Consider the following 24,762-nt stretch of genomic DNA (forward strand, 5'->3'; position numbering starts at 1 on the left):
GAAGATCCGCTATTCCCACCAAAACACTGCAGATTCCCACCGCTGACGGCCAGGCCGACGCTTTCGCCGCCTTTCCCGACGATGGCGTGCCGCACCCGGGGGTGCTGCTGTACTCGGACGCCTTCGGCCTGCGGCCCGAGTTGGAGGACAAGGCCCGCGAACTGGCCGGGCACGGCTACTACGCGCTCGTCCCCAACCTCTACTACCGGCAGGCCCGGCACCGGTGGGGGAACTTCCCGAGTACATCGCAGAAGAGGTCCGGCCCGCGGTCATCGCGCAGCTGATGCCCTTGCTCGAGGCGCACACCACCGAACATGCCCGGCGCGACGCCGACGCCTACCTCCGGTTCCTCACCATCCGGCCCGAGGTCAGCGCCGGACCGGTTGCCGTGATCGGCTACTGCATCGGCACCCTCTTCGCGATGCGCACAGCAGCGGCCCACCCCGACCAGGTGGCCGCCGTCGCCGGATTCCACCCCGGCTTCGTGGTCACCGAAACACCCGACAGCCCGCACCGCCTCATCCCCGAGCTCACCGCCGAGGTCCATCTCGGCCTCGCCGACGACTTGCCGTCCGAGGCGGTCAGCGAGCTCAACGAGGCTCTGGATGCCGCAGGTCTCGGTCACACCGCCGAGATCTACCCCGGCACCGTCCACGGCTTCACCATGTCCGACACCGAAGCCTTCAACGCTTCCGGGCTGCAGCGCTACTGGGACCGCCTGCTCCCTCTCCTCGCCCGCACCTTGGGCAACAGCTGAGGCTCGGGGGCGGCGTCGGAAGGCCAGGGCTCAGAACTAGGGTCTGTCAGGCGGGTCATGAACCGGGGCGGAGGCTGATCGCCCTCGTCGGTACCTGCGCGCGGACCACGGCCGGAAAGCACGTCAGGGGCTGCATCTGATTTCGCCGGGATGGCAGACTGCCGCTGAGGTCTGCCCCGACCACACCAAGGGCATAGCTGGGCATGGTGGCGTCACGGTTCCGGCGAGGGAGGCGCGCGATGAGCACCTTTGAGATCACCCCGATCGGCACTGTCAGCAACGTCCGCACCAATGTCCAGGACACCGACAACTGGGGCGCCGTACAGAGCACCATCACGGTCGATCCACGCTTCGGTGACGACTGCATGCAGGGCCTGGAGGGCTTCTCCCACGTCGAGGTTCTCTTCGTCTTCGACCAGTTCCCAGAGCCGGACGAGTACCGGCCGTTGCCCCCGCGCGGCCGGTCCGACCTGCCCGCCGTCGGCGTGTTCGCCGCGCGCGGTCCGCGTCGCCCCAAGCGCATCGGTGTCACCTGCTGCCGCATCACGGCCGTGCGCGGACGGGACCTGGAAGTTGTCGGTCTTGACGCGGTCTCCGGTACTCCCGTGATCGATCTGAAACCCGCGATGTCCGCGTTCCAGCCGCGCGCCCTGCAAGAGCCCGAGTGGGTCGCGGAGTTCATGGGCGACTACTTCAAGCCCTAGCTCTAATACTGAGGATCATCGTTGACACCTGAGTCTCCGGTCAATGCGCGAAGACGGTGCTCGCGAGAATCACGTGGACCGGAGTAATAGTCAAGACCTGTGGATCGTTGAAGTTATCGCCTGATGCTCCGGTGCCATCGGATCTCGCCTTCGTGCCATTCGTCGGTGGGTGTGAGCCCGGCGGCAGTGGCGACGGCGGCGGATGCCCGGTGTTCGGGGTGGATGTGGGCGATGACGGTCTGCACCGGCTGCCGGCTGAGCCAGTCGACGAGTCCTCGGGCCGCTTCGCTGGCGATGCCTCTTCCCTGCCACGGGGTCCCCACCACCCAGGCGATCTCGGCGATGAGTCCGTGGCCGGAGGGGCTGACCGTCGCCTGGACGGTGCCCGTCAGGCAGGACTCGTCACGGAGCCGGATCACCCAGTTCAGCCAGGAGACGGCCGGGTCGGGAGAGCCTGCGGTCATGCGCTGGTAGCGCGAGCGCAGGGCTTGCGGGGTGTCCGGAGTGCCGCCGATGAAGGTGTGCAGGGCCGGGTCGGACAGCACGGCGGCCATCTCCTCGGCGTGCTCGACGTGCAGCGGCAGCAGGTCCAGCCGCCGGGTGCTGATGGCCTGGGCCAGGGGGCTCACGCTGCGACCTCCTCGGAGCGTTCGACGAGCTGGCCGCGTTCGAAGCGGGCTCCGGCACGGACGAGGGCGACGAGGTGGGGCGCGTTCACCGCCCGCCACCGCTGCTGGGCGGACTCGACGAGTTTGAAGACCATGGCCAGGGTGGCGGTGCGGGAGCCGGCGCCGCGGGTGACCTTGGTCCGCAGCCGGACGGTGGAGAACGTGGACTCGATGGGGTTGGTGGTCCGCAGATGGATCCAGTGCTCGGCCGGGTAGTCGTAGAACGCCAGCAGCTCCTGCTGGTCATCGGTGATCTTCTTGACCGCCTTGGGGAACTTCGCGCCGTAGAGCTGGGCGAACGTCTTGATCGCCGCCTCGGCGTGGTCGCGGTCCTCGGCGTTGTAGATGTCCTGGATGGCCTTCTTCGCGCCGGGCTGCGCGGACTTCGGCATGGCGTCGAGGACGTTTGCGGTTTTGTGAACCCAGCACCTTTGCTCACGGGTGTCGGGGAACACCTCGGCCAGGGCCTTCCAGAAGCCCAGGGCGCCGTCGCCGACCGCGAGGATGGGGGCGCGCATGCCCCGGCGGGCGCAGTCCCGCAGCAGGTCGGCCCACGACTCGCCCGATTCGCGGTAGCCGTCCTTGAGGGCGACCAGTTCCTTGGAGCCGTCGGCCCGCACTCCGATCAGGACCAGCACGCACGCCTTGGCCTCCTCCAGGCGGACGTTGAGGTGGATGCCGTCAGCCCACACGTACACGTAGTCGACCTCCGCGAGGTCGCGGTCCATGAAAGCGGCGTGGTCGGCCTGCCACTGCGTCGTCAGCCGGGTGACCGTCGCCGCCGAGAGCCCGGCGGAGGAGCCGAGGAACTGCTCCAAGGCAGGAACGAAGTCGCCCGAGGACAGGCCGTGCAGGTAGAGAAGTGGCAGCACTTCGCTGATCTTCGGTGACTTGCGGCACCACGGTGGCAGGATCGCGGACGAGAACCGCTTGCGCTCGCCCGTGGCCTCGTCGACGCGCTTGTCGTTCACCCGCGGCGCTTTCACCTCGACCGCGCCGGCCGCCGTGGTGACCTTCCGGGGCTGGTGATAGCCGTTGCGGACCACCAGGCGGCGCCCCGTGTCGTCGCGCTCATCGGCCAACTCAGCTATGTAGGCGTTGACTTCGGCCTCAAGCGCGGCGGCCAGCATCCGCCGTGCGCCTTCCCGAACGATCTCATCCAGCAGCGAACTGCCGCTTGGCGTGGTGCCGTCCTCGTTGACTACCGTAAGCACGGGCGTACCTTCCCGACCGACGCGGCAACGTCGGCCTTGCTCGATGACCTATCGATCGATCCATCGGGAAGGTACGCCTCCTTCCGTCAGGAGTGATCCACAGGTACTGAGCATTGCTCCGTGGACCGTGGTGCCGCCGAGAATGCTCAGCAGGGCGTTACGTCGCCACAGGTGCAGGCCGATGGTGACCGTCAGGGCTGCGAGTGGGGCGACGGCGCGTGACTGGGGCAGGGGGAGGTCGCGTAGGCAGTAGGCGAGCAGGATGACCATGACGCCGGCCGGCATGCGGGTGCTGAGGTACTGAACGGTGGCGCTGGCGCGCAGGGGGGCCAGGGCTGCGAAGGGCAGGGCGCGCAGGGCCCAGGTGATGGCGGTGGAGACGGCGACCGTGGCGAGCAGGCAGGGGGTGTCAGGCATGGCTGGTCCTCGTGCGGGCGGTGAGATGCCGGGCCAGGAGGCCGACCGTGAAGAAGGCGAACGCGGCCGGCAGCATTTCGGCGGGGAAGAGAAGACGGGCGGCAAGCGCGCTGAGCAGAGCCAGGACGGGCGTCGGCAGGTCATCGTGCCGGTCGCGGATCGCGTCGAGGGCCAGGACGGTGAACAGGGCGGTCAGAGCGAAGTCCAGGCCGGTGACGCTGTCAGGGATGAGTGAGCCGAGCAGTCCGCCCGCGGTGGCACCGCCGACCCAGTACAGATGCATGAACAGTTGGAGCCACAGGATGCGTCGGCCTGACCAGGATCGGGCGTGTTCGCCAGTCGTCAGGGCGTATGCCTCGTCCGTCAGGGCGAAGGTGCTGTAGGTCTTCGCGAGGCGCCCGTTCACACGGTGCAATGGGAAGGACAGCGTGTAGAAGACGTGGCGGATGTTGACCAGGAAGGCCGTCAGGGCGATGGTCCCCAGGGGTGCGACCGCGGCGACCAGGCCGACGAGCACGAATTCAAATGACCCGGCGTAGATGAGCGCCGTGAACGCGCTCGCCCACCACCACGCCAAGCCGGACTGGGTGACGACAACCCCGAAGGCGACGCCCAGCGGCACCAGCCCCAGGCCCACGGAGGCGGAATCCTTGAACGCGGCCGGCGCCGCAGCTTTCCGAGGCGGAACCGGCAGCGATGAAGGGGACGGGTGCGCACCGGAGACCAGGGTTCCGGTGGCAGGCCGAAAGGCATCGTCGACAGCAGACGGAGGTATTCCCATGCGGAAATATTAGGACAGGAATGACCTAATATGGTTGCCGATAATGGCTCAGAGCTTTAGCAGAGGGCAATCAAATGCATGTTGATCGCATCGATCGTGAAATTTTGTTTCATCTGAGTCGGGACGGGCGCCTCACCAACGTCGAACTCGCCCAACGAGTCGGCCTGACCCCACCCCCGTGCCTGCGCCGGGTCAAGCGACTGGAGGAGGCCGGCGTCATGAGCGGATACCGGGCCGTCGTCAACCCCGTAGCACTCGGCCGCGGGCTGGAAGTCCTCATCGACGTAGAGGTCAGCGCCACCGACCGCAAGACGTTTGAGGAGTTCGAGAAGACCGTCTCGTCCTACGAGGAAGTCATCGAGTTCCGGCGCATGTTCGGCCGCCCCGACTACTTCATCCGCGTCGCCGTCGCCGATCACGCCGCCTACGAAGCCTTCCTCACCGGCAAGCTCAGCGGCCTGCCTTGCGTTCTCCGGCTCGAATCCCACCTCACCATGAAGAACGTCAAGACCAACCCCTGACGCCCTCCTGCACACTGCGCTGCCAGGTCTGCCCGACCAGGTCCTGGCCGAAGCTGTGGTGGGGTTCTTCGGCGACGAGTTCGAAGCCGTGCTTCTGGTAGACGCGCCGGGCCGAACCGAGCACATCGTTGGTCCACAAGGTGATCGCCTCGTACCCGGCTTCCCGCGCGAAGCTCAGGCACTCCTCGACCAGGCGGGCTCCCAGGCCCAGGCCGCGCGCGTTCGGGTCGACGAGCAGGAGGCGCAGCTTCGCCGTCCGGTCGTCGTGGCGGACGCAGAAGACGCAGCCGGCCCGCGCTCCGTCGATCTCGGCGATCCAGGCCGCCTGCGGACCGGGGTCCGTCCCCTCGGCGTAGTCGGCGACGATCCGGCTGACCAACGTCTCGAAGCCGGTGTCCCAGCCGAATTCCCGGTCGTAGAACTCACCGTGCGCCATCACCACCCAGCCCAGGTCGCCGGGCCGGCCCAACGGCCGGACGACCGCTTCACGCTCTGCCACGTCGACCTTGACTCCCGCTTCACTCACTGAAACGACTGTTTCAGTAGACTAACGCGGTGAGCCGATCCGAACCAACCCCCTCACCGCGGCGGCAGGAACTGCTGGAAGCGGCCTACGCCTATGCCTTGCGCAGCGGCCTGGGCGAGCTGTCCCTGCGCCCGCTGGCCGAGGAGATCCACTCCAGCCCGCGCGTGCTGCTCTACCTGTTCGGCAGCAAGGACGGCCTGATCCGCGCCCTGCTCGCGCGGGCCAGAGCCGACGAACTGGCACACATGCAGCAGGTCGCCGAGGCGCAGGACCGGGGCGAGGGACTGCAGCCTGTCGCCCGGGAGTTGTGGCGATGGCTTTCCGACGAGGCTCACCGCGGGCTGCTGACGCTGTGGGTCGAGAGCTATGCCCGTTCCCTCATCGAACCCGACGGGCCGTGGGCCGGGTTCGCCCGCGACACGGTCGGCGACTGGCTGGCGCTGCTCGCCGCCGGCCAGAGCGCCGCGCTACGCGACACCGAGGCCGCTCTCACCCAGCGCACCCTCGTACTCGCAGTCCTGCGGGGCGCGATGCTGGACCTGCTCGCCACGGGCGAAACCGCGCGCACCACCGCCGCGGTGCATCATCATCTGGCCGCTCTGGGGTGACGCGACGCGTGCCCGTCTCGATCACGTTGAGGGCCGCGGTGGCCTTGCCTTCAGGGCTACGTGGTCTGGGCGCCGTCACCGACCGTGCAGACAGGTCGAGTTCGGACCGGCTGTTCATGTCGAGCGCGGACCGGGCGAACCCGCCTTTCGCACGGCCGCATCCATCGGGTCGTCGCGCACGCTAGTGCCGCATCAGGCAACGTTGGCCCTGTCGACGACGGCGCGTAGGCGCCGGTCGTCGGCGTGGCGGTTTCGCCAGATGATGTAGCGGCGGATCATGCTGCCCTGCTCTTTGTGGGAGGCGTGGTCGGTGCCATCGAGGGTGAAGTACCGCAGGGCGGTGAACTGCGCCTCGATCCGGTTCATCCAGGAGGAGTTCGTCGGCGTGTAGGCGATCTCGACGTTGTTGGCCGCGGCCCAGGTGCCGACCCGCTGGCAGCGTTTCGTGGTCAGGTGCGGGGAGAAGTTGTCGCAGATGATCGCAATGCGGGTGTCCGGCGGATAGAGAGTGCGCAGGTAGCGGCAGAACTCCAGGAACTGCGTCCGCCTCTTGACCGGCTTGATGTGGCCGTACAGCTTGTCCTTGGCCAGGTCCAGGGCGGCAAACAGGTGCCGAACTCCGCCGTAGCGGTTGTAGGTGGCCCGGCGCCTGCGGCGTGGTTCGCGAGCGGGGTCTTTGTGCCTGCCGCCGCGTTCGGCCCATTGCCGTCCGGGGTGCGGCATCAGGTTGAGCGGACCGAACTCGTCCATGCAGAAGACGACATCGGGTTCGCCGTCCTCGGGTATGACCTCACCGTCGGCGATTGCATAAAGGTGCTCGACACGGGCCTTCTTGGCCGCGTAGTCGGGGTCGCGGGAGGTCTTCCAGGTCTTCAGGCGTTGAAAGGAGACGCCTTCCTCGCGGAGCAGGATGCGCAGGCCCTCGTGGCTGATGTCGTCGACCACCCCCTCGGCGACCAGGAAGTCCGCCAGCTTGGCCAGGCTCCAGGTCGAGAATGGAAGGTCGTGCTCGGTGGGCTTGGACTTGGCGATCTTCTTGATCTCGCGGCGCTCGGGCAGCGTGAACGTCTTCGGGCGGCCGCCTTTGTACTTCGGATACAGCGAGTCGAAACCGTCGGTGTTGAAGTTGTGGATCACATCGCGGACCCGGTCGTCGCTGGTGAACGACACCTCGGCGATCTTCGCTGCCGGCATGCCCTGCGCGGAGAGCAGGACCATCTGAGCCCGGCGCCAGGTCACCACCGACCCGGTGCCTCTGCGGATGATCCGCAGAAGCCGCCGTCCCTCGTCATCGTCGATCTCTCGGACTCGTACTCGCTCTGCCACTCGGACAGGGTGTCGGAGACGCGCCGCCCGGCACAGCATCCGGACGGCGCGTCACATCACAACAGGGCCAACGTTGCCTGATGCGGCACTAGCTCCGCGGGACATCCTTGACGAACACGATCCCGTCGTACCGGTCCAGGTGGGCCGGATCGAGTGGGGCGTAGCCGTAGTAGGGGGACATGCGGGCGGTCGGCTGCGTATCGCCGAGGGCGGCGGCCAGGCCGTGGGCATCGACGACGTAGCGGTCCTCCGGGAAGGCGTACAGGAGTCCCTCGACGGTGTCCGGCGGCGGGGTGTCCACTCCCTGGTGCCGGATCGTGCCGAGGGCCGTGGCCAGGAAGGCGTACCCCTCGCCCAGTTGGGAGTTCACGAGCGCGCCGGCGCTCCACCACTCCAGCAACTGACCGCCCATCCTCATCGTGCTCTTGTCCCGCTGGAGATGGCCGTTGTGGGCGTGGACCAGCGCCGGGTCCCGTTCGGCGAGGGCGAGGAGGTTTGCGGCCATCATCGAATCCCGCAGGCCGACCAGCCGCGTCATGCGGCTCGGTGAGGTGTCGGCCATCCAGAAGTGGTAGCGCAGCAGGCCCGTTGCGGTACGCCCGTACAGGCGCGCCCGGTCCCAGTCGTCCCGCGATGTCGCTGCGATCAGGTGCGGTGTCTGCTCGTCGAACAACGCCACCAGATCGTCGGCGAGCAGCCGCAGCTCCCTCGCCTCGGCCGACTGCCCCACGGACTCGGCCGGGTCCGTCATCGCGGCGGGATTGGTCCACGGGTCGTCGGCGCCGAGCAGACCGTCGAGTGTCTGCGCGGTGCATGGAAGCAGGATCGCGTCCACCCGGGCCGAGAGATAGCCGTGAAGTGCGGTGAGGGCCTGCCGAGGGCTCGCGGCGCCGGTGATCTCCAGCGGGCCGTCGAACCCGGCGAAGTGGACCCGCTCGGACCCGGGCCGACCCTCGTTGTGGGCACGCATCCAACGTACGAGCTCGCGGTTGGCCGCAGACTCTCCCCAGCCGTGGCTGAATCCGTGCGCCATGACTGCGTCGAGGGTGCCCGTGCCCGTGGTGACGTAGTCGTCCACGACCAGGCCCCTCATGCAGTCGCTCTCGATCGCGATCGTGCGGTAGCCGTCCTGCTCGACGAGTTGCCGGAAGAGCTCATTGCGCACGTCGAGCAGAGCGTCCTCGCCATGAGTGGGCTCCCCCAGAGCGAGCAGCCGCGGCGGGGCCGGGAGCAGCCTCGTGACGGCGGCGGCTTCGACAGCGTGGGCGGTGTCCTTGATGTCAGTAGCCATGCCTTAAACGCTATCGTTGAACCTTCGTTGGAAACTTTTCCGTGACAACGGCGGGATTCGGCAGGCCCATGGGACCAGACCTTCAAAGCAGGGTGCGGCTCAGGCCGGTTGATCTGGCGCGCGAGCACGGCCTGTCGACCCAGGCGGTGAGGAACTACGAGGAGGCCGGCATCCTTCCGGCGTCCCGTCGCACAGCTCACGGCTACCGCACCTACACCTCGCTGCACGCGGGAGCCCTGCGCGCGTTCCTCGCGCTGCTGCCCGGCCACGGCCACCAGAAGGCGACATCGATCATGCGGGCGGTGAACGAGGGCGCGGCCGAGGAGGTGTTCCGTCTCATCGACGAGAGCCACGTCCAGCTCCTCGACGACCGCCGGACCCTTCAGGCCGTGGAGAACGCCCTTGTCGACCTGGAGCCCACCACCGCGCCCGAGCCCGGTTCGGGGTCCGGGCCGGCTGCCGTGACCGGGCCCGGCGGCATGTTCATCGGGCCGCTGGCAGCCAAGCTCGGAATCCGGCCCGCGACCCTGCGCAAGTGGGAGGCCGCCGGCCTGATGCACCCGCGCCGCGACCCGCGGACCGGGTACCGGGTCTACGACGACGCCGACGTACGGGACGCCCGGCTCGCCCATCAACTCAGGCGGGGCGGCTACCTGCTGGAGCAGATCGCCCCGCTGATCGCCCAGGTACGGGCGGCCGGCGGCCTTGAGCTGGAGGCCGCACTGGGCGACTGGCGGGGCCGGCTGTCCGCACGCGGGCGGGCGATGCTGACCGGGGCCGCGGAGCTGGACGCATATCTCCGCGAGCGCGGCTGAGCCTTCGGTCGGACTCGGCGGCGCAGGTCCACCTTCAGGAGTTGCCCGGCCGAGGACTCTCTCGTCGGAGGACGGCGGATCTACGCGGCCAGCTTCTGGAGGAAGGCCCAGGACTGCCGGTCGAACCCGAGGACGTGCATCACGACGTCCGGGTGGACGTAGCTCCCAGGACGCCGGCAGGTCGCGCAGACCGTAGCTCGCGTAGAACGCCTTCACGATGCGCTTCGTCGTACTGCCACTCGTGGCGGAGGGCGGGGTCGCCTCTGTCATCCGCTGGATTTCCTCAGGCGGCGCCGACGCCAGTGCCACACTGCGCCGACCGCGACGGAGCCAGTGAACAGGAGGATGCCCACGCCCGGCCAACTGCTGCCTGCGATCCGCACGCCCGTGACGAGGGTGGCCGCGACCAGGGCGACCGGCACCAGAAGAGAGAGGAGGGTTCGGGCGGCACCGACGATCACGGCAGGGTCGAGGTGCGACCGCCGCCGGGAGACAAGCGCGGAATCGGTGAAGTAGAAGGCTGTGGCGCGGTCCGTCAGCCGGGTGGTGGCCTGGTGGTACGACATCGCCATGTAGGGCAGCCAGACCAGAGGGGCGACGATCCCCACCACGAACACCAGCCCCAACAGAACCCATCGGCCTGCCTGCACGAGCCTGTGTGACCAGCCGGTGCGGTCGGGCGCGGTGAGCAGTCCCAGCACCCGGGCCATGCGCAGGGTCAGGTTCCACAGCACGACGGGATGCCGAAGCGCGGACCGATTGCCGGTGGCCGGCTGTTCCCCGTGGCAGACCGTGAGAGCCTCCCGGGCGCGGCCGGGGTTCTCGTGCACGCCCTGGAGGACGAGGAGTTCGGCGGCGCGGTCGTCGGCGGTCGGATCGCCGCCCTTCAGCGCGGCCAACTCCAGGACGGTACGGGCCTGGCTGAGCAGCGCAGCGCAGAACGCGACGGGCACCAAAAGCAGGAACGGGCCACCGACGAAGGCGCCCTCGGACACCGTGGCACGCCGCCCCCTGGCCATCACCAGTGCATGGAGCCCTGCCGGATCCATATCCGGGTGGTCCTTCCTGATACGGGCGACCGAGCGGGCAGCGGCTGGGCCGAGCCGCCGCACCGCGAAGGCGGCCAGGGTCTCTGGGAGGCACTGGGGATCGTCGACTGCAACCCGGAGGAGCCACCGTGTGGGCGACAGCCCCGGAGGAGTGTCAGGGAGTTCCGATCGCGAGCCTGGCACGGGGTCACCACGCTTCTGTGGCCGCGGTGGGGCCCGGCAGTAGCTGCGCTGTGCGCCGACGCGTCGCCCAGACGGCGACGTAGGCAAGGGCCGCATCGGACAGCACACTCGGAGAGGTCAGGACGATCGCCCGGGTGAAGGTGGTGACCATGAGGACCATGCGGGCGGTGAGCGAGCCCGAAACGGTCAGCGTGGCCACGCTCGTCCTCCAGCGATCAGCCCGTCCTGGGGCAGTTTGCATCAGCTAACGTCGATGGATCAAAAGGCGCATCTTGGGTATATCGAGATTGTTGCAGCCGTCGGCAACTCAGCGCCGCAACGCCGTGCCCACCCACCTGCGGCCCCGCCTTCCGGACAGCTCGCGAGTACTCCGGGCGGTGGCCGTGCCGGTCTTGGTGTCCGGCGTGCGTGCCCGGTATCCGTATCCGGCCGAGGTCAGGCCGTCCGGGGCCGAGGGGATCGCGGCGAAAAGGACCGTGACCTCCCCCGGAAAGGATGACCTGGCCGTCGAGGCAGGTCAGGGCGAGTTCCGTCCCGCAGCGCGGTTGAACGCCTGAACCATCAGGCATCACTCAGGCCTACGCAGCCGGTTCTGCGTTGAGACGCTGGAGCAGGTCGAGCAGGGTCGCGCGATCCGGGTCGGGCAAGGCGGAGAAGCAAGTGGCGAGAACCTCGTCGGCGACTTTGTGGCCGGCTGCCAGGAGTTGCTCGCCGGCGGGCGTGAGGTGGTGTTGCTGTGTGGTGCCGAGACCACCCGCGCAGCTGTGATCGGCGCGAAATCCCGGACGAGCATGCGCAACTGTCTGGGATCCCAGACAGTAACCGTCCGCAGCCACTGACGAAGAGGTTCCGTTTTCGGGCTTCATGGAGTCATGAACGAAACCTTCGTAGGGGTCGGCCCCCTCTCCGTCGCCGATGTCGTGTCCGTCGCCCGGCACGGGGCCCGCGTGACCCTCACCCACGAAGCCCTGGGCGAGATAGCCCAGAGCCGCAAGGTGGTCGAGAACCTCGCCAACGACGTCGTGCCCCACTACGGCGTCTCGACCGGCTTCGGCGCCCTGGCCACCCGTCACATCCCGCTCGAACTGCGCGCCCAGCTCCAGCGCAGCCTCGTGCGCTCGCACGCCGCCGGCTCCGGCGCCGAGGTCGAGCGCGAGGTCGTCCGCGCCCTCATGCTGCTGCGCCTGTCGACGCTCGCCACCGGCCGCACCGGTGTGCGCCCCGACACCGCCCAGGCCTACGCCGACCTGCTCAACGCCGGCATCACGCCGGTCGTCCACGAGTACGGCTCGCTCGGCTGCTCCGGCGACCTCGCCCCGCTCGCCCACTGCGCCCTCGCCGTCATGGGCGAAGGCCAGGTGCGTGACGCGAAGGGCGATCTGATGTCCGCCGCGGACGCGCTCGCCGCCGCCGGTCTCTCCCCCGTCACGCTGCACGAGAAGGAGGGCCTGGCCCTCATCAACGGCACCGACGGCATGCTCGGCCAGCTCGTCATGGCCGCACACGACTTGCAGATGCTGCTGCGCACCGCCGACATCGCCGCCGCCATGAGCGTCGAGGGACAGCTCGGCACCGACGCCGTGTTCGCCGCCGACCTCCAGGCCCTGCGCCCGCACCCGGGCCAGGGTTCGAGCGCCGCCAACCTCACCGCTCTCCTCAAGGGCTCGGAGATCGTCGCGAGCCACCGCGGACCCGAGTGCACCCGGGTCCAGGACGCGTACTCACTGCGCTGCACCCCGCAGGTCCACGGCGCCGCCCGCGACACGCTGGCGCACGCCGAGACGGTCGCCTCGCGTGAGCTGGCCAGCGCCATCGACAACCCCGTCGTCACGCCCGACGGGCGCGTCGAGTCCAACGGCAACTTCCACGGCGCGCCCGTGGCCTGCGTCCTGGACTTCCTGGCCATCTCCGTCGCCGACGTCGCCTCCATCAGCGAACGCCGCACCGACCGCTTCCTCGACGTCGCGCGCAACCACGGCCTGAACGCCTTCCTCGCCGACGACCCGGGCGTGGACTCCGGCCACATGATCGCCCAGTACACCCAGGCGGGCATCGTGTCCGAGCTCAAGCGCCTCGCCGCGCCCGCCTCGGTCGACTCCATCCCCTCCAGCGCCATGCAGGAGGACCACGTCTCCATGGGGTGGGCCGCGGCCCGCAAGCTGCGCCGCGCCATCGACGGCCTGACCCGTGTGGTGGCGGTCGAGATCCTCACCGCGGCCCGCGCGCTCGACCTTCGTGGCCCCCTGGCCCCCGCGCCCGCCACGGCGGCCGTCCTGGCCGGACTGCGCCGCGATGTCGAGGGCCCCGGCACCGACCGCTACCTCGCTCCCGAGATCGAGGCCGCCGTCCAGTTCGTGGCGACCGGCGGTGCGCTCGCGGCCGCCGAGTCGGTGACCGGTCCGCTGGGCTGAACCACTCGGACCTGGTTCCAGTCACCGCCCGGGCCTGGTCCAAGCAGCCCGGACTCCCGCCGCCGGCCCGTCCGGCGGCGGGAGTCCGGCTTCTACGTGAGGTGTCCCGCCACCTGCGTACGAGCGGTCGCGTCGGCCACCCCGCCGATGCGCCGGCTCAGTTGGTTCGCCGTACGGGTCACCTGCGCGGCGATCCTCCGCTGTTCCTCGGCCCCGACCTCGTCGCCGCGAAAGGTGACCGCCACCCCGGCGACGGGGTGTGCGCCGTGGTCGAGGACCGCGGCCGCCACGGACGCGAAGCCCGGTGTCACCTCGCCGTCCTCCGTGGCGTACCCCCTTCGGCGTGCCTCCACGAGGAGTTGGCGCAGCGCGGTCAGCGAACCGGGACCCGACTCGTTGCGCAGGACGAAGGCCGACGCGTCGGGGAACAGGGCCCGCACCTGTGCCTGCGGCAGCCGGGCCAGGACCGCCCGGCCGCTGGCGGTGAGGTGGGCCGGCAGCCGCACACCCACCTCGGTCACCAAGGGCGCACGCCCCGGCGCCCGTTCCTCGATCACGTAGATGACCTCACGGCCGTGCAGTACGGCCAGGTGCGCGTTGTGGCCCGTGCTGTCGACGAGCTTCGCCAGCGGCACCCGCGCCAGGCGCTGGAAGGGCGCCTGCCTGCTGTATCCGGAGGCGAGTTCGAAGGCGCTGACGCCCAGTCCGTAGCGTCGCTCCTCAAGCAGGTGCACGACGAAGCCCTCGCGCGCCAGAGTGTCGAGCAGGTGGTACGTCGTCGAGCGGGGAAGCCCGACATCACGGCTGATCGCCGCGGCGGGGACGGGCCCTGCCTGGCCTGCGAGATAGCGGAGGATGGCCAGCACCTGGGCGGCGGCGGGAACGGGAGACATACCGGGAGGTTACGTCCGCGCGCCGGCGCCGCCGCGGACCACCGGTGCGAAGTCTGGGATACGAGACGCATTGCGGGCAGGGCCCTGGCACTGCCCCGGGGCCTGGCGCTTCATGGAAGCCCCGGTGCGGACGCGCGATGGAACGCCGTCCGCGCCAGGGCACTCACTCATCCGCTGCCCGGCCGCGTGCCCGGATCGAGCCGCGCCGTCAGGACCCGACCGCAGCAACCGGGTACCGGGTGTTCACCGAGCAGGCGCTGAAGGAGCAGCAGACGCTCCTCGAGTCCGGCAACGGCCCCTGGGCCGTTGCCTGACCGGTCCGGTCCCGTGCCGGAGCGCCCTTCTCGTCCGGCTTCGACGAGACCGGCGCAGGCACGGGACCAGGGTCAATGCCTCGACACAGGAATTACCGACCGCTTAGTATCCGCAAGGCAGGTCACCCACCCCCTCGTATCCCACAACAGACAGTCGCCGGCGTCAGCCCTGGCAGACAGCACAGACAGCGCAGACAGCCGCGATGGAGAGGCCGCCCATGAACGGCGCGCAGTCGCTGATCCGTACTCTCGTCGGTGCCGGTGTCGAAGTGTGCTTCGCCAACCCCGGCACATCGGAGATGCACTTCGTCGCTGCGCTCGACTCCGTACCCGAAATGCGCGGCGTGCTCGGCCTGTTCGAGGGTGCCGTCACCGGTGCCGCCGACGGATACGCGCGTATCGCCGGCAAGCCGGCCGCCACCCTGCTCCACCTGGGCCCCGGCCTCGGCAACGGGCTGGCCAATCTCCACAACGCGCGCCGGGCCCACACCCCCGTCGTGAATGTCGTGGGCGACCACGCCACCCACCACAAGAAGTACGACGCTCCTCTGGAGTCCGACATCGAGCCGGTGGCCGGTTCGGTGAGCGGCTGGGTGCGGCGCAGCGACCAGGTCGCGGAGGTCGGGGCCGACGCCGCTGCTGCGGTGGCGGCGTCGATGGGGGCGCCGGGACAGGTCGCGACGGTGATCCTGCCCGCCGACGCGTCCTGGGACGAGGGCGGTCAGGTCGCCGAACCGCAGCCCTCGCGCACTCCCGCGGCTCCCGATCCGCAGACGGTGTCATCCATCGCCGACATCCTGCGCAGTGGCGAACCCGCCGCGCTGCTGATCGGCGGCGCGGCCTGCCGTGAGCCCGGCCTCGTCGCGACCAGTCGAATCGCGAACGCCACCGGCGTGCGTGCACTGGCGGAAACCTTCCCCGCACGGCTGGAGCGCGGCGCGGGCCTGCCCGCCATCGAGCGCCTCCGCTACCTCGCCGAGCAGGCCGTCCGCCAACTCGACGGCGTCAAGCACCTGATCGTGGCGGGCACACGCTCGCCGGTGTCGTTCTTCGCCTACCCCGGCAAGCCGAGCGACCTGGTACCGGAGGGCGCCCAGGTGCACACCCTCGCCGATCCGACCCAGGACGTGGTCGCCGCTCTGGAAGCACTGGCCCAGCAAGTGGCAGCGGGCACCCTGCCGACCCTGGCCGAGCGGTCCGCCCCGACGCTGCCGATCGGCCCCCTCACCGCGAACAACTGGGCCGAAGTCGTCGGCGCCCTGCTCCCCGCTGACGCGATCATCTCGGACGAGGCGAACACGTCCGGCGCAGCCCTGCCTGCGGCGACGGCCGGCGCTCCCCGGCACGACGTCCTCACGCTGACCGGCGGCGCGATCGAGCAGGGCATCCCGGTCGCCACCGGGGCGGCGATCGCGGCACCGGACCGGCCGGTCATCAATCTGGAGGCCGACGGCAGTGCGATGTACACGATCTCGGCCCTGTGGACCCAGGCCCGCGAGAACCTCAACGTCACGACCGTCATCCTGAACAACAGCGCCTACGCTGTACTCCGCCTCGAAATGCTGCGGGTCGGCGCCGACCTCTCGGGCCCAGCCGCGAAGACGCTGCTCGATCTCTCCTCGCCCGACCTGAACTTCGCCAAGATCGCCGAAGGCATGGGCGTCCCGTCGTCCCGGGCGACCACCTGCGAGGAACTCACCGAGCAGCTCCGCCACGCACTCGCAGAACCGGGCCCCCACCTGATCGACGCCGTGGTCCCGGCTCACCTGTAGGGCGCCGCTCCGTAGGATCCCGCCGGACGGGCCGCACTGCACGCCAAGGCAGCCGAGGCCACGAGCCACGGTCAGATCGCGTCGCGCACAGCCCGCTCGAAACCCTCGACATGCGCACGGGCGATCTGGGCCGCCGCGTCCGCCTCACCGGCGACGATCGCGTCGATCAGCGGTCCGTGCTCCTCGACGTGGCCGGCCATGTCGGCGAGCCGGTCGATGAACAGGCACCAGATGCGCGTGGCCAGGTTGTCGTGGCGGACGAGGGTGTCTTCCAGGTACGGGTTGTGTGTGGCGGCGTAGACGGCACGGTGGACCTTGAGGTCCAGGTGCATCAGCTCGGCCGCGTTGCCCTGCCGGGGGTCCACGCCTGCCAGCTCGCGCCGTACGGCCGTCAGGGCCGCACGGTCCTCGGCCGTGGCCCGCCGCGCCGCGCGGGCGGCGGCCAAGGGCTCAAGCTCCAGGCGGACTTCGGAGATATGGGCCAGGTCGGTGATGTTGACGTCGGTGGCGAAGGTGCCACGCCTGGGGTACGTCGCGACGAGGCGCTCGTACTGGAGCCGTTTGAGGGCCTCGCGCACCGGAGTGCGGCCGACTCCGAGGGACTGGGCGAGCTGGTCCTCGTTGATGGGCGCGCCGGGACGGATGTCGAGCATGACGAGCTGGTCGCGGATGGAGCGGTAGGCGCGCTCGGCGAGGGACAGCTCCTCGCCACCGACCGCCGGCTCGCTCGCCACGTGCTGCATGAGGCCCCCTTGACCTGTCCCATCGAGGTCCCATACCTTACCGGACAGACTGATATATCAGTTGCTCATTAGTCGGCTCTTAGAATGGTGCGCAGATGGCAACCGACGCCCAGTCGATCACCACGACCACGACTCCCGCCTCACTCCAGGCCCTCCCGCTCAGCGAGCTCGACCCGGACGTCGCCGCCGCGGTCGACGCCGAGCTGCACCGCCAGCAGTCGACGCTGGAAATGATCGCGTCGGAGAACTTCGCCCCGGCCGCCGTCATGGAGGCCCAGGGCTCGGTCCTCACCAACAAGTACGCCGAGGGCTACCCGGGGCGCCGCTACTACGGCGGCTGTGAACACGTCGACGTCATCGAGCAGTTGGCCATCGACCGGGTCAAGGACCTGTTCGGCGCCGAAGCCGCGAACGTGCAGCCGCACTCGGGTGCCCAGGCCAACGCCGCAGCGATGTTCGCGCTCCTGAGCCCGGGCGACACGATCCTCGGCCTCGACCTGGCGCACGGCGGCCATCTGACCCACGGCATGCGCATCAACTTCTCCGGCAAGCTCTACAACGTCGTGCCGTACCACGTAGGCGAGTCCGACCTGCGCATCGACATGGACGAGGTCGAGCGGCTCGCGCGCGAGCACCGGCCGAAGCTGATCGTCGCCGGCTGGTCGGCCTACCCTCGCCGCCTCGACTTCGCCGCGTTCCGGCGCATTGCCGACGAGGTGGGCGCCTACCTCATGGTGGACATGGCGCACTTCGCCGGGCTCGTCGCGGCCGGACTGCACCCAAGTCCCGTTCCGTACGTGGACGTTGTCACGACCACAACCCATAAGACTCTCGGCGGTCCGCGCGGCGGGGTGATTCTCAGCCGGGCCGGTCTCGCCAAGAAGATCAACTCGGCGGTCTTCCCCGGGCAGCAGGGCGGGCCCCTTGAGCACGTCATCGCGGCGAAGGCGGTGGCCTTCAAGGTGGCGGCGAGCGAGGAGTTCAAGGAGCGACAGCAGCGCACCCTGGACGGCGCCCGCATCCTGGCCGGGCGCCTGCTCAGCGACGATGTGGCCGAGGCCGGGATCACCGTGCTCACCGGCGGCACCGAGGTCCACCTGGTCCTCGTCGACCTGCGTAGCTCCGCGCTCGACGGGCAGCAGGCCGAGGACCGCCTGCACCGCGTCGGCATCACCGTCAACCGCAACGCGGTGCCGTTCGACCCGCGCCCGCCGATGGTCTCGTCCGGTCTGCGCATCGGCACGCCGGCGCTGGCCACGCGCGGCTTCGGCGCCGAGGAGTTCCGTGAGGTCGCCGACATCATCGCGGGGGCGCTCAAGCCCGAGCACCTCGGCGAGGAGCAGGCGGGCCTGCTGCGCGACCGGGTCGAGAAGCTCGCCCACGCCTTTCCCCTATATCCGCACCTGGCCCACCTGCCCCGCCTGCCCCGCCTGAACGGAGACGCGGCATGACCGCCCAGCCGCAGCCGAAGCTGCCGGAACACCCGGACTTCCTCTGGCGCAATCCCGAGCCGCGCTCCTCGTACGACGTCATCATCGTCGGCGCGGGCGGCCACGGCCTCGCCACCGCCTACTACCTCGCGAAGGAACACGGCATCACCAATGTCGCGGTCCTGGAGAAGGGCTGGCTGGCCGGCGGCAACATGGCCCGCAACACCACCATCATCCGTTCCAACTACCTGTGGGACGAGAGCGCGGCGATCTACGAGCACGCGCTCAAGCTGTGGGAAGGGCTCCCGGAGGAGCTGGACTACGACTTCCTGTTCAGCCAGCGCGGGGTCCTCAACCTCGCGCACACGCTCCAGGACGTCCGCGAGGGCATGCGCCGCGCCAACGCCAACCGACTCAACGGAGTCGACGCCGAATGGCTCGGCCCGGACCAGGTCGCCGAGGTCTGCCCCATCCTCAACGTCTCGCCGGACACCCGGTACCCGGTGCTCGGCGGCACCTTCCAGCCTCGCGCGGGAATCGCCAAGCACGACCACGTCGCCTGGGCGCTCGCCCGCCGCGCCGACGAGATGGGCGTCGACCTGATCCAGGGCTGCGAGGTCACCGGCTTCGTCAAGGACGGCGAGAAGGTCGTGGGTGTCGAGACCAACCTCGGCCGCATCAACGCCGGCCGGGTCGGGCTCGCGGCCGCCGGGCACAGCAGCGTGCTCGCCGAGCGGGCCGGAATCCGCCTCCCCGTCCAGTCCCACCCCCTCCAGGCGCTCGTCTCCGAGCTGCACGAGCCGGTCCACCCCACCGTCGTCATGTCCAACCACGTCCACGTCTACGTCTCCCAGGCACACAAGGGCGAACTCGTGATGGGCGCGGGCGTCGACGCGTACAACGGCTACGGGCAGCGCGGTTCCTTCCACGTGATCGAGGAGCAGATGGCCGCAGCCGTCGAACTGTTCCCGATCTTCGCGCGGGCGCATGTGCTGCGGACCTGGGGCGGCATCGTCGACGTCACCCCGGACGCCTCGCCGATCATCAGCGCCACTCCCGTGGAGAACCTCTTCGTCAACTGCGGCTGGGGCACGGGTGGTTTCAAGGCCACCCCGGCCGCCGGCTGGACCTTCGCGCACACCATCGCAACGGGTGAGGCGCACCCGTTGAACGCCCCCTTCGCCCTGGACCGCTTCACGACGGGCGCACTGATCGACGAACACGGCGCCGCGGCCGTGGCCCACTGAGAGGACGCTGCTGCGATGCTGCTGATCAACTGCCCATGGTGCGGTCCCCACAACGAGAGCGAATACCACTACGGGGGCCAGGCCCACGTTCCGTACCCCGAGAACCCCGCCGACCTCGACGACGGGCAGTGGGCCGAGTACGTCTTCTACCGCGACAACCCGAAGGGCCCCTTCGCCGAGCGGTGGATGCACAGCCACGGCTGCCGCCGCTGGTTCAACGCCCTGCGCGACACCGTGAGTTACGAGGTGCTCGCCACCTACCGGCTCGACGAGCCGCGCCCCGAACCCCACGTCACCGACCCGGCCGGAGAGCAGCGATGACCGACCAGCAGTTCCGGCTCGGCGACGCAGGCCGCGTCGACCGCACCACCTTCCTCCACTTCACCCTCGACGGACGGGAGCTGACCGGCCACCCGGGCGACACCCTCGCCTCCGCCATGCTCGCGAACGGCATCGTGGAAGCCGCCCCGTCGCTCTACCTCGGCCGTCCCCGCGGCATCGTCTCGGCGGGTGTCGAGGAGCCCAACGCCCTGGTGCAGCTCGACGGTTCATGTTCGGAGGGCATGCTCCCCGCGACGACGGTGGAGTTGTACGACGGCCTGTCCGCGACGACGCTGTCCGGGATGGGGCGGCTCGACCCGACCCCCGACCCCGCCGTCTACGACAAGAAGTACGTCCACACCGACGTCCTGGTGGTCGGCGCGGGTCCGGCCGGGCTCTCGGCCGCCTCTGCCGCCGCCGAATCCGGCGCGAGGGTGATCCTGGTGGACGACCAGCCCGAGCTCGGTGGTGCGCTGCTGTCCGGACGCACACAACTGGAGTGGGTTGCCGAGGTCCGCGCGGCGCTCGATGCCGCGCCCGAGGTCACCGTCCTGACGCGCACCGTCGCGTTCGGGTCGTACGACGACAACTACGTCCTCGCCCTGGAGCGGCGCACCGACCACCTCGGAGCCGACGCCCCCGACCCGTCCTCGGGCGTCTCGCGCCAGCGGCTGTGGCACATCCGCGCCCGACGGATCGTCCTGGCGACCGGTGCGCACGAGCGCCCGCTGATCTTCGCCGGCAACGACCGTCCCGGCGTGATGCTGGCCGCGTCCGTACGCACGTATGTCAACCGGTACGGCGTGACTCCGGGCAGGCGAGCCGTGGTCGGCACCACCAACGACAGCGCGTACGACACGGTCGCCGATCTGCACGCGGCCGGGATCGAGGTCGCCGCCGTCGTGGACGCGCGCCCCGAACTGTCACAGCGGGCCGCCGAGATCGCGGCGGCGACCGGGGTCCGGGTGCTCACGGGCAGCGCGGTGGTCGACACCGCGGGCGAGTCCCGGCTCACCGGCGTCACCGTCCAGGCCCTCGATGCCGATGGCCGACTCGTCGGCGAGGCCGAAGAGTTCGACTGCGACCTGCTCGCCGTCTCGGGCGGCTGGAGCCCTGTCGTCCACCTGCACAGCCAGCGCCAGGGAAAGCTGCGCTGGGACGACGACCTGGTCGCGTTCGTACCCGACGGCACGGTTCGGCACCAGCAGATCGTCGGCGCGGCGCAGGGGACGCACGGCCTCGACGGGACGCTGGCCGAAGGAGCACGGGCCGGTGCGCTGGCCGCGACCGAGGCAGGGTTCCCCGTCCCGGTACCCCCGGCGCCGTCCGAGGACGCACGCCCCGACGTCCGCGCCCTGTGGCTGGTGCCGTCCCCCGCAGGCGAACCCGGCACCTGGGACACCCACTTCGTCGACCTCCAGCGCGACGTCACTGTCGCCGATGTCTGGCGGTCCACCGGCGCCGGCATGCGCGGTGTCGAGCACGTCAAGCGCTACACCTCCCTCGGCACCGCGAACGACCAGGGCAAGACGTCCGGCGTCAACGCGATCGGAGTGATCGCCGAAGCCCTCGGCGCGGGCGCGTCACCCGGCGAGATCGGCACCACCGCCTATCGGGCGCCGTACACCCCGGTGGCCTTCGCGGCCCTGGCCGGGCGTGAGCGCGGGGACCTCTTCGACCCGGAGCGCACCACGTCCATCCACGGCTGGCACGTCGCCCACGGCGCCGAGTTCGAGGACGTCGGGCAGTGGAAACGGCCCTGGTACTACCCCCGGCCCGGCGAGGACATGGACACGGCCGTCGCCCGCGAGTGCCGCGCGGCCCGTGAAGGCGTGGCGTTCATGGACGCCACCACCCTCGGCAAGATCGAGATCTGGGGCGCGGACGCGGGCGAGTTCCTCAACCGCGTCTACACCAACGCCTTCAAGAAGCTGAAGCCCGGCATGGCCCGCTACGGCGTGATGTGCAAGCCGGACGGCATGATCTTCGACGACGGCGTGACGCTGCGCCTCGACGAGAACCGCTACTTCATGACCACCACGACCGGCGGCGCCGCCGGGGTCCTGGACTGGCTGGAGGAGTGGCTGCAGACCGAGTGGCCCGAACTCGACGTCCACTGCACCTCGGTGACCGAACAGTGGGCGACGGTCGCCGTCGTCGGCCCGAAGTCACGCGACGTCATCGCGAAGCTGGCTCCCGAACTCGACATATCCGCCGAGGCGTTCCCCTTCATGGCCTTCCGCGAGACGACCCTGGCCTCCGGCATCCCGGCCCGAGTCTGCCGGATCTCCTTCTCCGGTGAGCTCGCCTTCGAGATCAACGTCTCCGCGTGGTACGGCCGGGCCGTCTGGGAGCAGGTGTACGAGGCCGGACAGCCGTACGACATCACCCCGTACGGCACCGAGACGATGCACGTCCTGCGCGCCGAGAAGGGGTTCATCATCGTCGGCCAGGACACCGACGGCACCGTCACCCCGCAGGACGCGAACATGGACTGGGTGGTCTCCCAGCGCAAGGACTTCATCGGGAACCGGTCCTACTCCCGCGCCGACACCACTCGCGCCGACCGAAAGCAGCTGGTCGGCCTGCTGCCCACCGACCGCACGACGCGGCTGCCCGAAGGATCCCAACTCATCGCGCAGGACACGCCGTTGACCCCCGAGGCCGGGCCGGTTCCCATGCTCGGCCACGTCACCTCCAGCTACCACAGCGCCGCCCTCGGCCGCCCCTTCGCCCTCGCCCTCGTCGCCGGCGGGCGGGCCAGGATCGGCTCGACCCTGCTCGCCCCGGTGGGCGACGACCTGGTGCCCGTCGAAGTCACCGACTCCGTCCTCTACGACCCCGAAGGGACCAAGCGCGATGGCTGAGCCCACGAACGAGGTACGCACACGCCTGTCGGCACTGCGCGTGAGCCCCCTGGCGCATCTCGCGGAGCGGATGCGGGACGCTGCCGTCACCGGGGCCCGCGGCGTCACGCTGACCGAGTGGCCCTTCGTCAGCATGGTGAATCTGCGCGTCAACCCCGCGTCCGCGGCGGCGATCCGCGTCGAGAAGACATTGGGGGCACCACTCCCCCGCGAGCACGGCGAGACCACCTCATCCGGCGCCCACACGGCGTTCTGGCTCGGTCCTGACGAGTGGCTCGTGCTGTCCCAGGCCGAAGAGGGCGTTACGGCCGCCGAGTTGAGGGAAGCACTCGCTGCGGATCCGGGCTCCGTCGTCGACGTCTCGGCGAACCGCACCACCCTCGAACTGAGCGGCCCGGCCGCGCGGCAGGTGCTGGAGAAGGGCTGCCCGCTGGACCTGCATCCTCGGGCCTTCGGTCCGGGCCGGGCGGTGCCGACCACGGTGGGGCCGATCGCGGTCCTGCTCTGGCAGGTGGACGACGGGCCCACGTACCGGCTGCTGCCGCGTTCGTCCTTCGCCGACTACCTGGCGCGCTGGTTCATCGACGCCATGAACGAATACCGCGGCCCCGAGCTGCCTTGATCGCGTCGCGGGCACATCGGCCCGCACCCGGTCCGCGTCGACCCCGCCTCCCGCGCGGTGGGGCCGATGCGACCAGGCTCCGCAATTCCGACCACGCGGCATCGCTGATGGCGCGGGCAAGGCTCCGGTTCTTGACCATGTTGCGTACGGTCAGCTCCTCGATCACGAGCGCGACTCAACACCAAATCTGCCGGTCACAACACCGCGATCTGCCCTGACGGCGCATCACAGCCCCTTACCCAGCTCCGCAGGAGCCCGTTTCCTCTCCGCCCTGAAGCGCAGAGTATCCACGGAGGAACCCGATGACTGATTCCCCGGCTTCCGCAGCGTCCCCCGCCCCCTCGCCGGCTGGCCCCTTGCCGACCGGCTCCGCCACGGCACCGGTCGAGCATGTCCTCACCCTCGACTGCCCCGAGGCGCCCGGCATCGTCCACGCCGTCTCGCGGTTCCTCGTCGAGCACGGCAGCGACATCATCGACAACCAGCAGTTCGGCGACCGCCGGGACGGCCACTTCTTCATGCGGGTGCACTTCGCCGCCACCGGCGGCGAGAACACCACGCAGGCCATGCGGGACGACTTCGCCGCCGTGGCCGCCCCCTTCGCCATGCGGTGGCACATCGAACCGGTCAGCACCCGCCGGCGCGTCCTGATCATGGTGTCCCGCTACGACCACTGCCTCAACGACCTGCTCTTCCGCACCCGCAGCGGCGATCTGCCCATCGACGTGGCCGCGGTCGTATCCAACCACCGCGACCACGAGGCACTCGTCGCCTGGCACGGCATCCCGTTCTTCCACGTGCCGGTGACCGCCTCGACGAAGCCCGAAGCCGAGGCCCAACTCCTGGAGCTCATCGACTCGTTCGACGTCGACCTGATCGTCCTCGCCCGCTACATGCAGGTGCTCTCCGACGGCCTGTGCGCTCAGCTGCCCGGCCGGCTGATCAACATCCACCACTCGTTCCTGCCGAGCTTCAAGGGCGCCAAGCCCTACCACCAGGCCCACGACCGCGGCGTCAAACTCGTGGGCGCGACGGCCCACTACGTCACCGCCGACCTCGACGAAGGCCCGATCATCGCCCAGGAGGTCATCAGCGCCGACCACAGCCACACCCCCGAGGACCTGGCCGCCATCGGCCGCGACGCGGAATCGGCAGCCCTGGCCCGGGCCGTCCGCTGGCACTGCGAAGGCCGTGTCTTCGTCCAGGGAAGGCGCACGGTGGTGCTCCGGTCAACTTGACCCGGCCCTAAAGGACCGGGCTTGGAGGTAGTGCCCGCCTGGCT

The 24,762-nt window shown here is 69.8% G+C and carries 25 protein-coding genes and 1 pseudogene; 14 read left to right on the forward strand and 12 right to left on the reverse strand.

Annotation, left to right across the window (positions count from 1 at the left end; translation table 11 throughout):
• The first annotated feature begins 11 nt into the window (after window positions 1–11).
• A pseudogene (locus ACY0PA_RS04165) lies at window positions 12–757 on the forward strand (dienelactone hydrolase family protein).
• A 239-nt stretch (window positions 758–996) separates the two neighbouring features.
• On the forward strand, window positions 997–1,461 hold the full coding sequence (locus tag ACY0PA_RS04170; protein ID WP_473083382.1) for an SAM-dependent methyltransferase: 465 nt from the start codon (window positions 997–999) through the stop codon (window positions 1,459–1,461).
• 113 nt (window positions 1,462–1,574) lie between these two features.
• On the opposite strand, the gene ACY0PA_RS04175 is transcribed toward ACY0PA_RS04170, so the two are convergent.
• From ACY0PA_RS04175 to ACY0PA_RS04190, 4 genes are read right to left on the reverse strand one after another with little or no spacing between them, the layout of a single operon-like run.
• Complete coding sequence (locus ACY0PA_RS04175; protein WP_473083383.1) at window positions 1,575–2,090, reverse strand: GNAT family N-acetyltransferase; 516 nt, start codon at window positions 2,088–2,090, stop codon at window positions 1,575–1,577.
• The gene (locus ACY0PA_RS04180) at window positions 2,087–3,343 is read right to left on the reverse strand and encodes an IS256 family transposase (RefSeq protein ID WP_473083384.1); all 1,257 of its coding nucleotides are present in this window, start codon (window positions 3,341–3,343) and stop codon (window positions 2,087–2,089) included. The genes ACY0PA_RS04175 and ACY0PA_RS04180 overlap by 4 nt, the downstream gene beginning before the upstream one ends.
• Before the next feature lie 48 nt (window positions 3,344–3,391).
• Window positions 3,392–3,760 (reverse strand): branched-chain amino acid transporter permease, encoded by a 369-nt coding sequence (locus ACY0PA_RS04185; protein ID WP_473083385.1) that lies wholly within the window; start codon window positions 3,758–3,760, stop codon window positions 3,392–3,394.
• Window positions 3,753–4,397 (reverse strand): AzlC family ABC transporter permease, encoded by a 645-nt coding sequence (locus tag ACY0PA_RS04190; RefSeq protein ID WP_473083386.1) that lies wholly within the window; start codon window positions 4,395–4,397, stop codon window positions 3,753–3,755. Before ACY0PA_RS04190 ends, ACY0PA_RS04185 begins: the two co-directional genes overlap by 8 nt.
• Window positions 4,398–4,615: 218 nt before the next feature.
• Between ACY0PA_RS04190 and ACY0PA_RS04195 the strand changes: the two genes are divergently transcribed.
• Complete coding sequence (locus tag ACY0PA_RS04195) at window positions 4,616–5,062, forward strand: Lrp/AsnC family transcriptional regulator (protein WP_473083387.1); 447 nt, start codon at window positions 4,616–4,618, stop codon at window positions 5,060–5,062.
• Here the strand turns inward: ACY0PA_RS04195 and ACY0PA_RS04200 are convergent.
• Window positions 5,046–5,588, reverse strand: a complete 543-nt coding sequence (locus tag ACY0PA_RS04200) for a GNAT family N-acetyltransferase (protein WP_473083388.1) — start codon at window positions 5,586–5,588, stop codon at window positions 5,046–5,048. The two genes, ACY0PA_RS04195 and ACY0PA_RS04200, sit on opposite strands and share 17 nt — an antisense overlap.
• Before the next feature lie 29 nt (window positions 5,589–5,617).
• On the opposite strand from ACY0PA_RS04200, the gene ACY0PA_RS04205 reads away from it, so the two are divergent.
• Window positions 5,618–6,196 carry a TetR/AcrR family transcriptional regulator gene (locus tag ACY0PA_RS04205; protein ID WP_473083389.1) on the forward strand — a complete coding sequence of 193 codons (579 nt, stop codon included), beginning with the start codon at window positions 5,618–5,620 and terminating at the stop codon, window positions 6,194–6,196.
• Window positions 6,197–6,388: 192 nt separating this feature from the next.
• Here ACY0PA_RS04205 and ACY0PA_RS04210 read toward each other — a convergent pair whose 3' ends face one another.
• Both ACY0PA_RS04210 and ACY0PA_RS04215 read right to left on the reverse strand, forming a co-directional pair.
• Window positions 6,389–7,522: an IS630 family transposase gene (locus ACY0PA_RS04210; protein WP_473082576.1), complete on the reverse strand. Its 1,134-nt coding sequence runs from the start codon at window positions 7,520–7,522 to the stop codon at window positions 6,389–6,391.
• Window positions 7,523–7,610: 88 nt separating this feature from the next.
• The gene (locus ACY0PA_RS04215; RefSeq protein ID WP_473083390.1) at window positions 7,611–8,813 is read right to left on the reverse strand and encodes an erythromycin esterase family protein; all 1,203 of its coding nucleotides are present in this window, start codon (window positions 8,811–8,813) and stop codon (window positions 7,611–7,613) included.
• A 68-nt stretch (window positions 8,814–8,881) separates the two neighbouring features.
• On the opposite strand from ACY0PA_RS04215, the gene ACY0PA_RS04220 reads away from it, so the two are divergent.
• A complete protein-coding gene (locus ACY0PA_RS04220) occupies window positions 8,882–9,628 on the forward strand; it encodes a TioE family transcriptional regulator (RefSeq protein ID WP_473083391.1) in 747 nt (248 codons plus the stop codon).
• A 266-nt stretch (window positions 9,629–9,894) separates the two neighbouring features.
• Here the strand turns inward: ACY0PA_RS04220 and ACY0PA_RS04225 are convergent, their stop codons facing one another.
• The 3 genes from ACY0PA_RS04225 to ACY0PA_RS04235 all read right to left on the reverse strand — a co-directional run bounded on the left by ACY0PA_RS04225 (window position 9,895) and on the right by ACY0PA_RS04235 (window position 11,726).
• A complete protein-coding gene (locus tag ACY0PA_RS04225; protein WP_473083392.1) occupies window positions 9,895–10,677 on the reverse strand; it encodes a hypothetical protein in 783 nt (260 codons plus the stop codon).
• Window positions 10,678–10,864: 187 nt separating this feature from the next.
• Window positions 10,865–11,059 carry a hypothetical protein gene (locus ACY0PA_RS04230; RefSeq protein WP_473083393.1) on the reverse strand — a complete coding sequence of 65 codons (195 nt, stop codon included), beginning with the start codon at window positions 11,057–11,059 and terminating at the stop codon, window positions 10,865–10,867.
• Window positions 11,060–11,438: 379 nt separating this feature from the next.
• Window positions 11,439–11,726, reverse strand: coding sequence for a hypothetical protein (locus ACY0PA_RS04235; protein ID WP_473083394.1), 288 nt, complete (start codon window positions 11,724–11,726; stop codon window positions 11,439–11,441).
• Window positions 11,727–11,732: 6 nt separating this feature from the next.
• On the opposite strand from ACY0PA_RS04235, the gene hutH reads away from it, so the two are divergent.
• Window positions 11,733–13,271: a histidine ammonia-lyase gene (hutH, locus tag ACY0PA_RS04240; protein WP_473083395.1), complete on the forward strand. Its 1,539-nt coding sequence runs from the start codon at window positions 11,733–11,735 to the stop codon at window positions 13,269–13,271.
• Window positions 13,272–13,363: 92 nt separating this feature from the next.
• Here the strand turns inward: hutH and ACY0PA_RS04245 are convergent, their stop codons facing one another.
• On the reverse strand, window positions 13,364–14,164 hold the full coding sequence (locus ACY0PA_RS04245; protein ID WP_473083396.1) for an IclR family transcriptional regulator: 801 nt from the start codon (window positions 14,162–14,164) through the stop codon (window positions 13,364–13,366).
• A gap of 137 nt (window positions 14,165–14,301) precedes the next feature.
• Here ACY0PA_RS04245 and ACY0PA_RS04250 point away from each other — a divergent pair, with 137 nt between their 5' ends.
• Window positions 14,302–14,478: a hypothetical protein gene (locus tag ACY0PA_RS04250; RefSeq protein WP_473083397.1), complete on the forward strand. Its 177-nt coding sequence runs from the start codon at window positions 14,302–14,304 to the stop codon at window positions 14,476–14,478.
• Window positions 14,479–14,696: 218 nt separating this feature from the next.
• The gene (locus ACY0PA_RS04255) at window positions 14,697–16,250 is read left to right on the forward strand and encodes an acetolactate synthase large subunit (protein WP_473083398.1); all 1,554 of its coding nucleotides are present in this window, start codon (window positions 14,697–14,699) and stop codon (window positions 16,248–16,250) included.
• A gap of 71 nt (window positions 16,251–16,321) precedes the next feature.
• Here the strand turns inward: ACY0PA_RS04255 and ACY0PA_RS04260 are convergent, their stop codons facing one another.
• Window positions 16,322–16,993 carry a GntR family transcriptional regulator gene (locus tag ACY0PA_RS04260; protein ID WP_473083399.1) on the reverse strand — a complete coding sequence of 224 codons (672 nt, stop codon included), beginning with the start codon at window positions 16,991–16,993 and terminating at the stop codon, window positions 16,322–16,324.
• A 95-nt stretch (window positions 16,994–17,088) separates the two neighbouring features.
• Between ACY0PA_RS04260 and glyA the strand changes: the two genes are divergently transcribed.
• The 6 genes from glyA (at window position 17,089) to purU (ending at window position 24,718) form a co-directional block, all read left to right on the forward strand.
• A complete protein-coding gene (gene glyA / locus ACY0PA_RS04265) occupies window positions 17,089–18,444 on the forward strand; it encodes a serine hydroxymethyltransferase (RefSeq protein ID WP_473083400.1) in 1,356 nt (451 codons plus the stop codon).
• Window positions 18,441–19,670, forward strand: coding sequence for a sarcosine oxidase subunit beta family protein (locus ACY0PA_RS04270; protein ID WP_473083401.1), 1,230 nt, complete (start codon window positions 18,441–18,443; stop codon window positions 19,668–19,670). The genes glyA and ACY0PA_RS04270 overlap by 4 nt, the downstream gene beginning before the upstream one ends.
• A 15-nt stretch (window positions 19,671–19,685) precedes the next feature.
• On the forward strand, window positions 19,686–19,991 hold the full coding sequence (locus ACY0PA_RS04275) for a sarcosine oxidase subunit delta (protein ID WP_100596798.1): 306 nt from the start codon (window positions 19,686–19,688) through the stop codon (window positions 19,989–19,991).
• Window positions 19,988–22,858, forward strand: a complete 2,871-nt coding sequence (locus tag ACY0PA_RS04280; protein ID WP_473083402.1) for a sarcosine oxidase subunit alpha family protein — start codon at window positions 19,988–19,990, stop codon at window positions 22,856–22,858. The genes ACY0PA_RS04275 and ACY0PA_RS04280 overlap by 4 nt, the downstream gene beginning before the upstream one ends.
• On the forward strand, window positions 22,851–23,480 hold the full coding sequence (locus ACY0PA_RS04285) for a sarcosine oxidase subunit gamma (RefSeq protein WP_473083403.1): 630 nt from the start codon (window positions 22,851–22,853) through the stop codon (window positions 23,478–23,480). The genes ACY0PA_RS04280 and ACY0PA_RS04285 overlap by 8 nt, the downstream gene beginning before the upstream one ends.
• A gap of 302 nt (window positions 23,481–23,782) precedes the next feature.
• The gene (purU, locus tag ACY0PA_RS04290; protein WP_473083404.1) at window positions 23,783–24,718 is read left to right on the forward strand and encodes a formyltetrahydrofolate deformylase; all 936 of its coding nucleotides are present in this window, start codon (window positions 23,783–23,785) and stop codon (window positions 24,716–24,718) included.
• Window positions 24,719–24,762 lie beyond the last annotated feature (44 nt).

The organism is Streptomyces sp. DS1-CR2 (assembly GCF_055760475.1).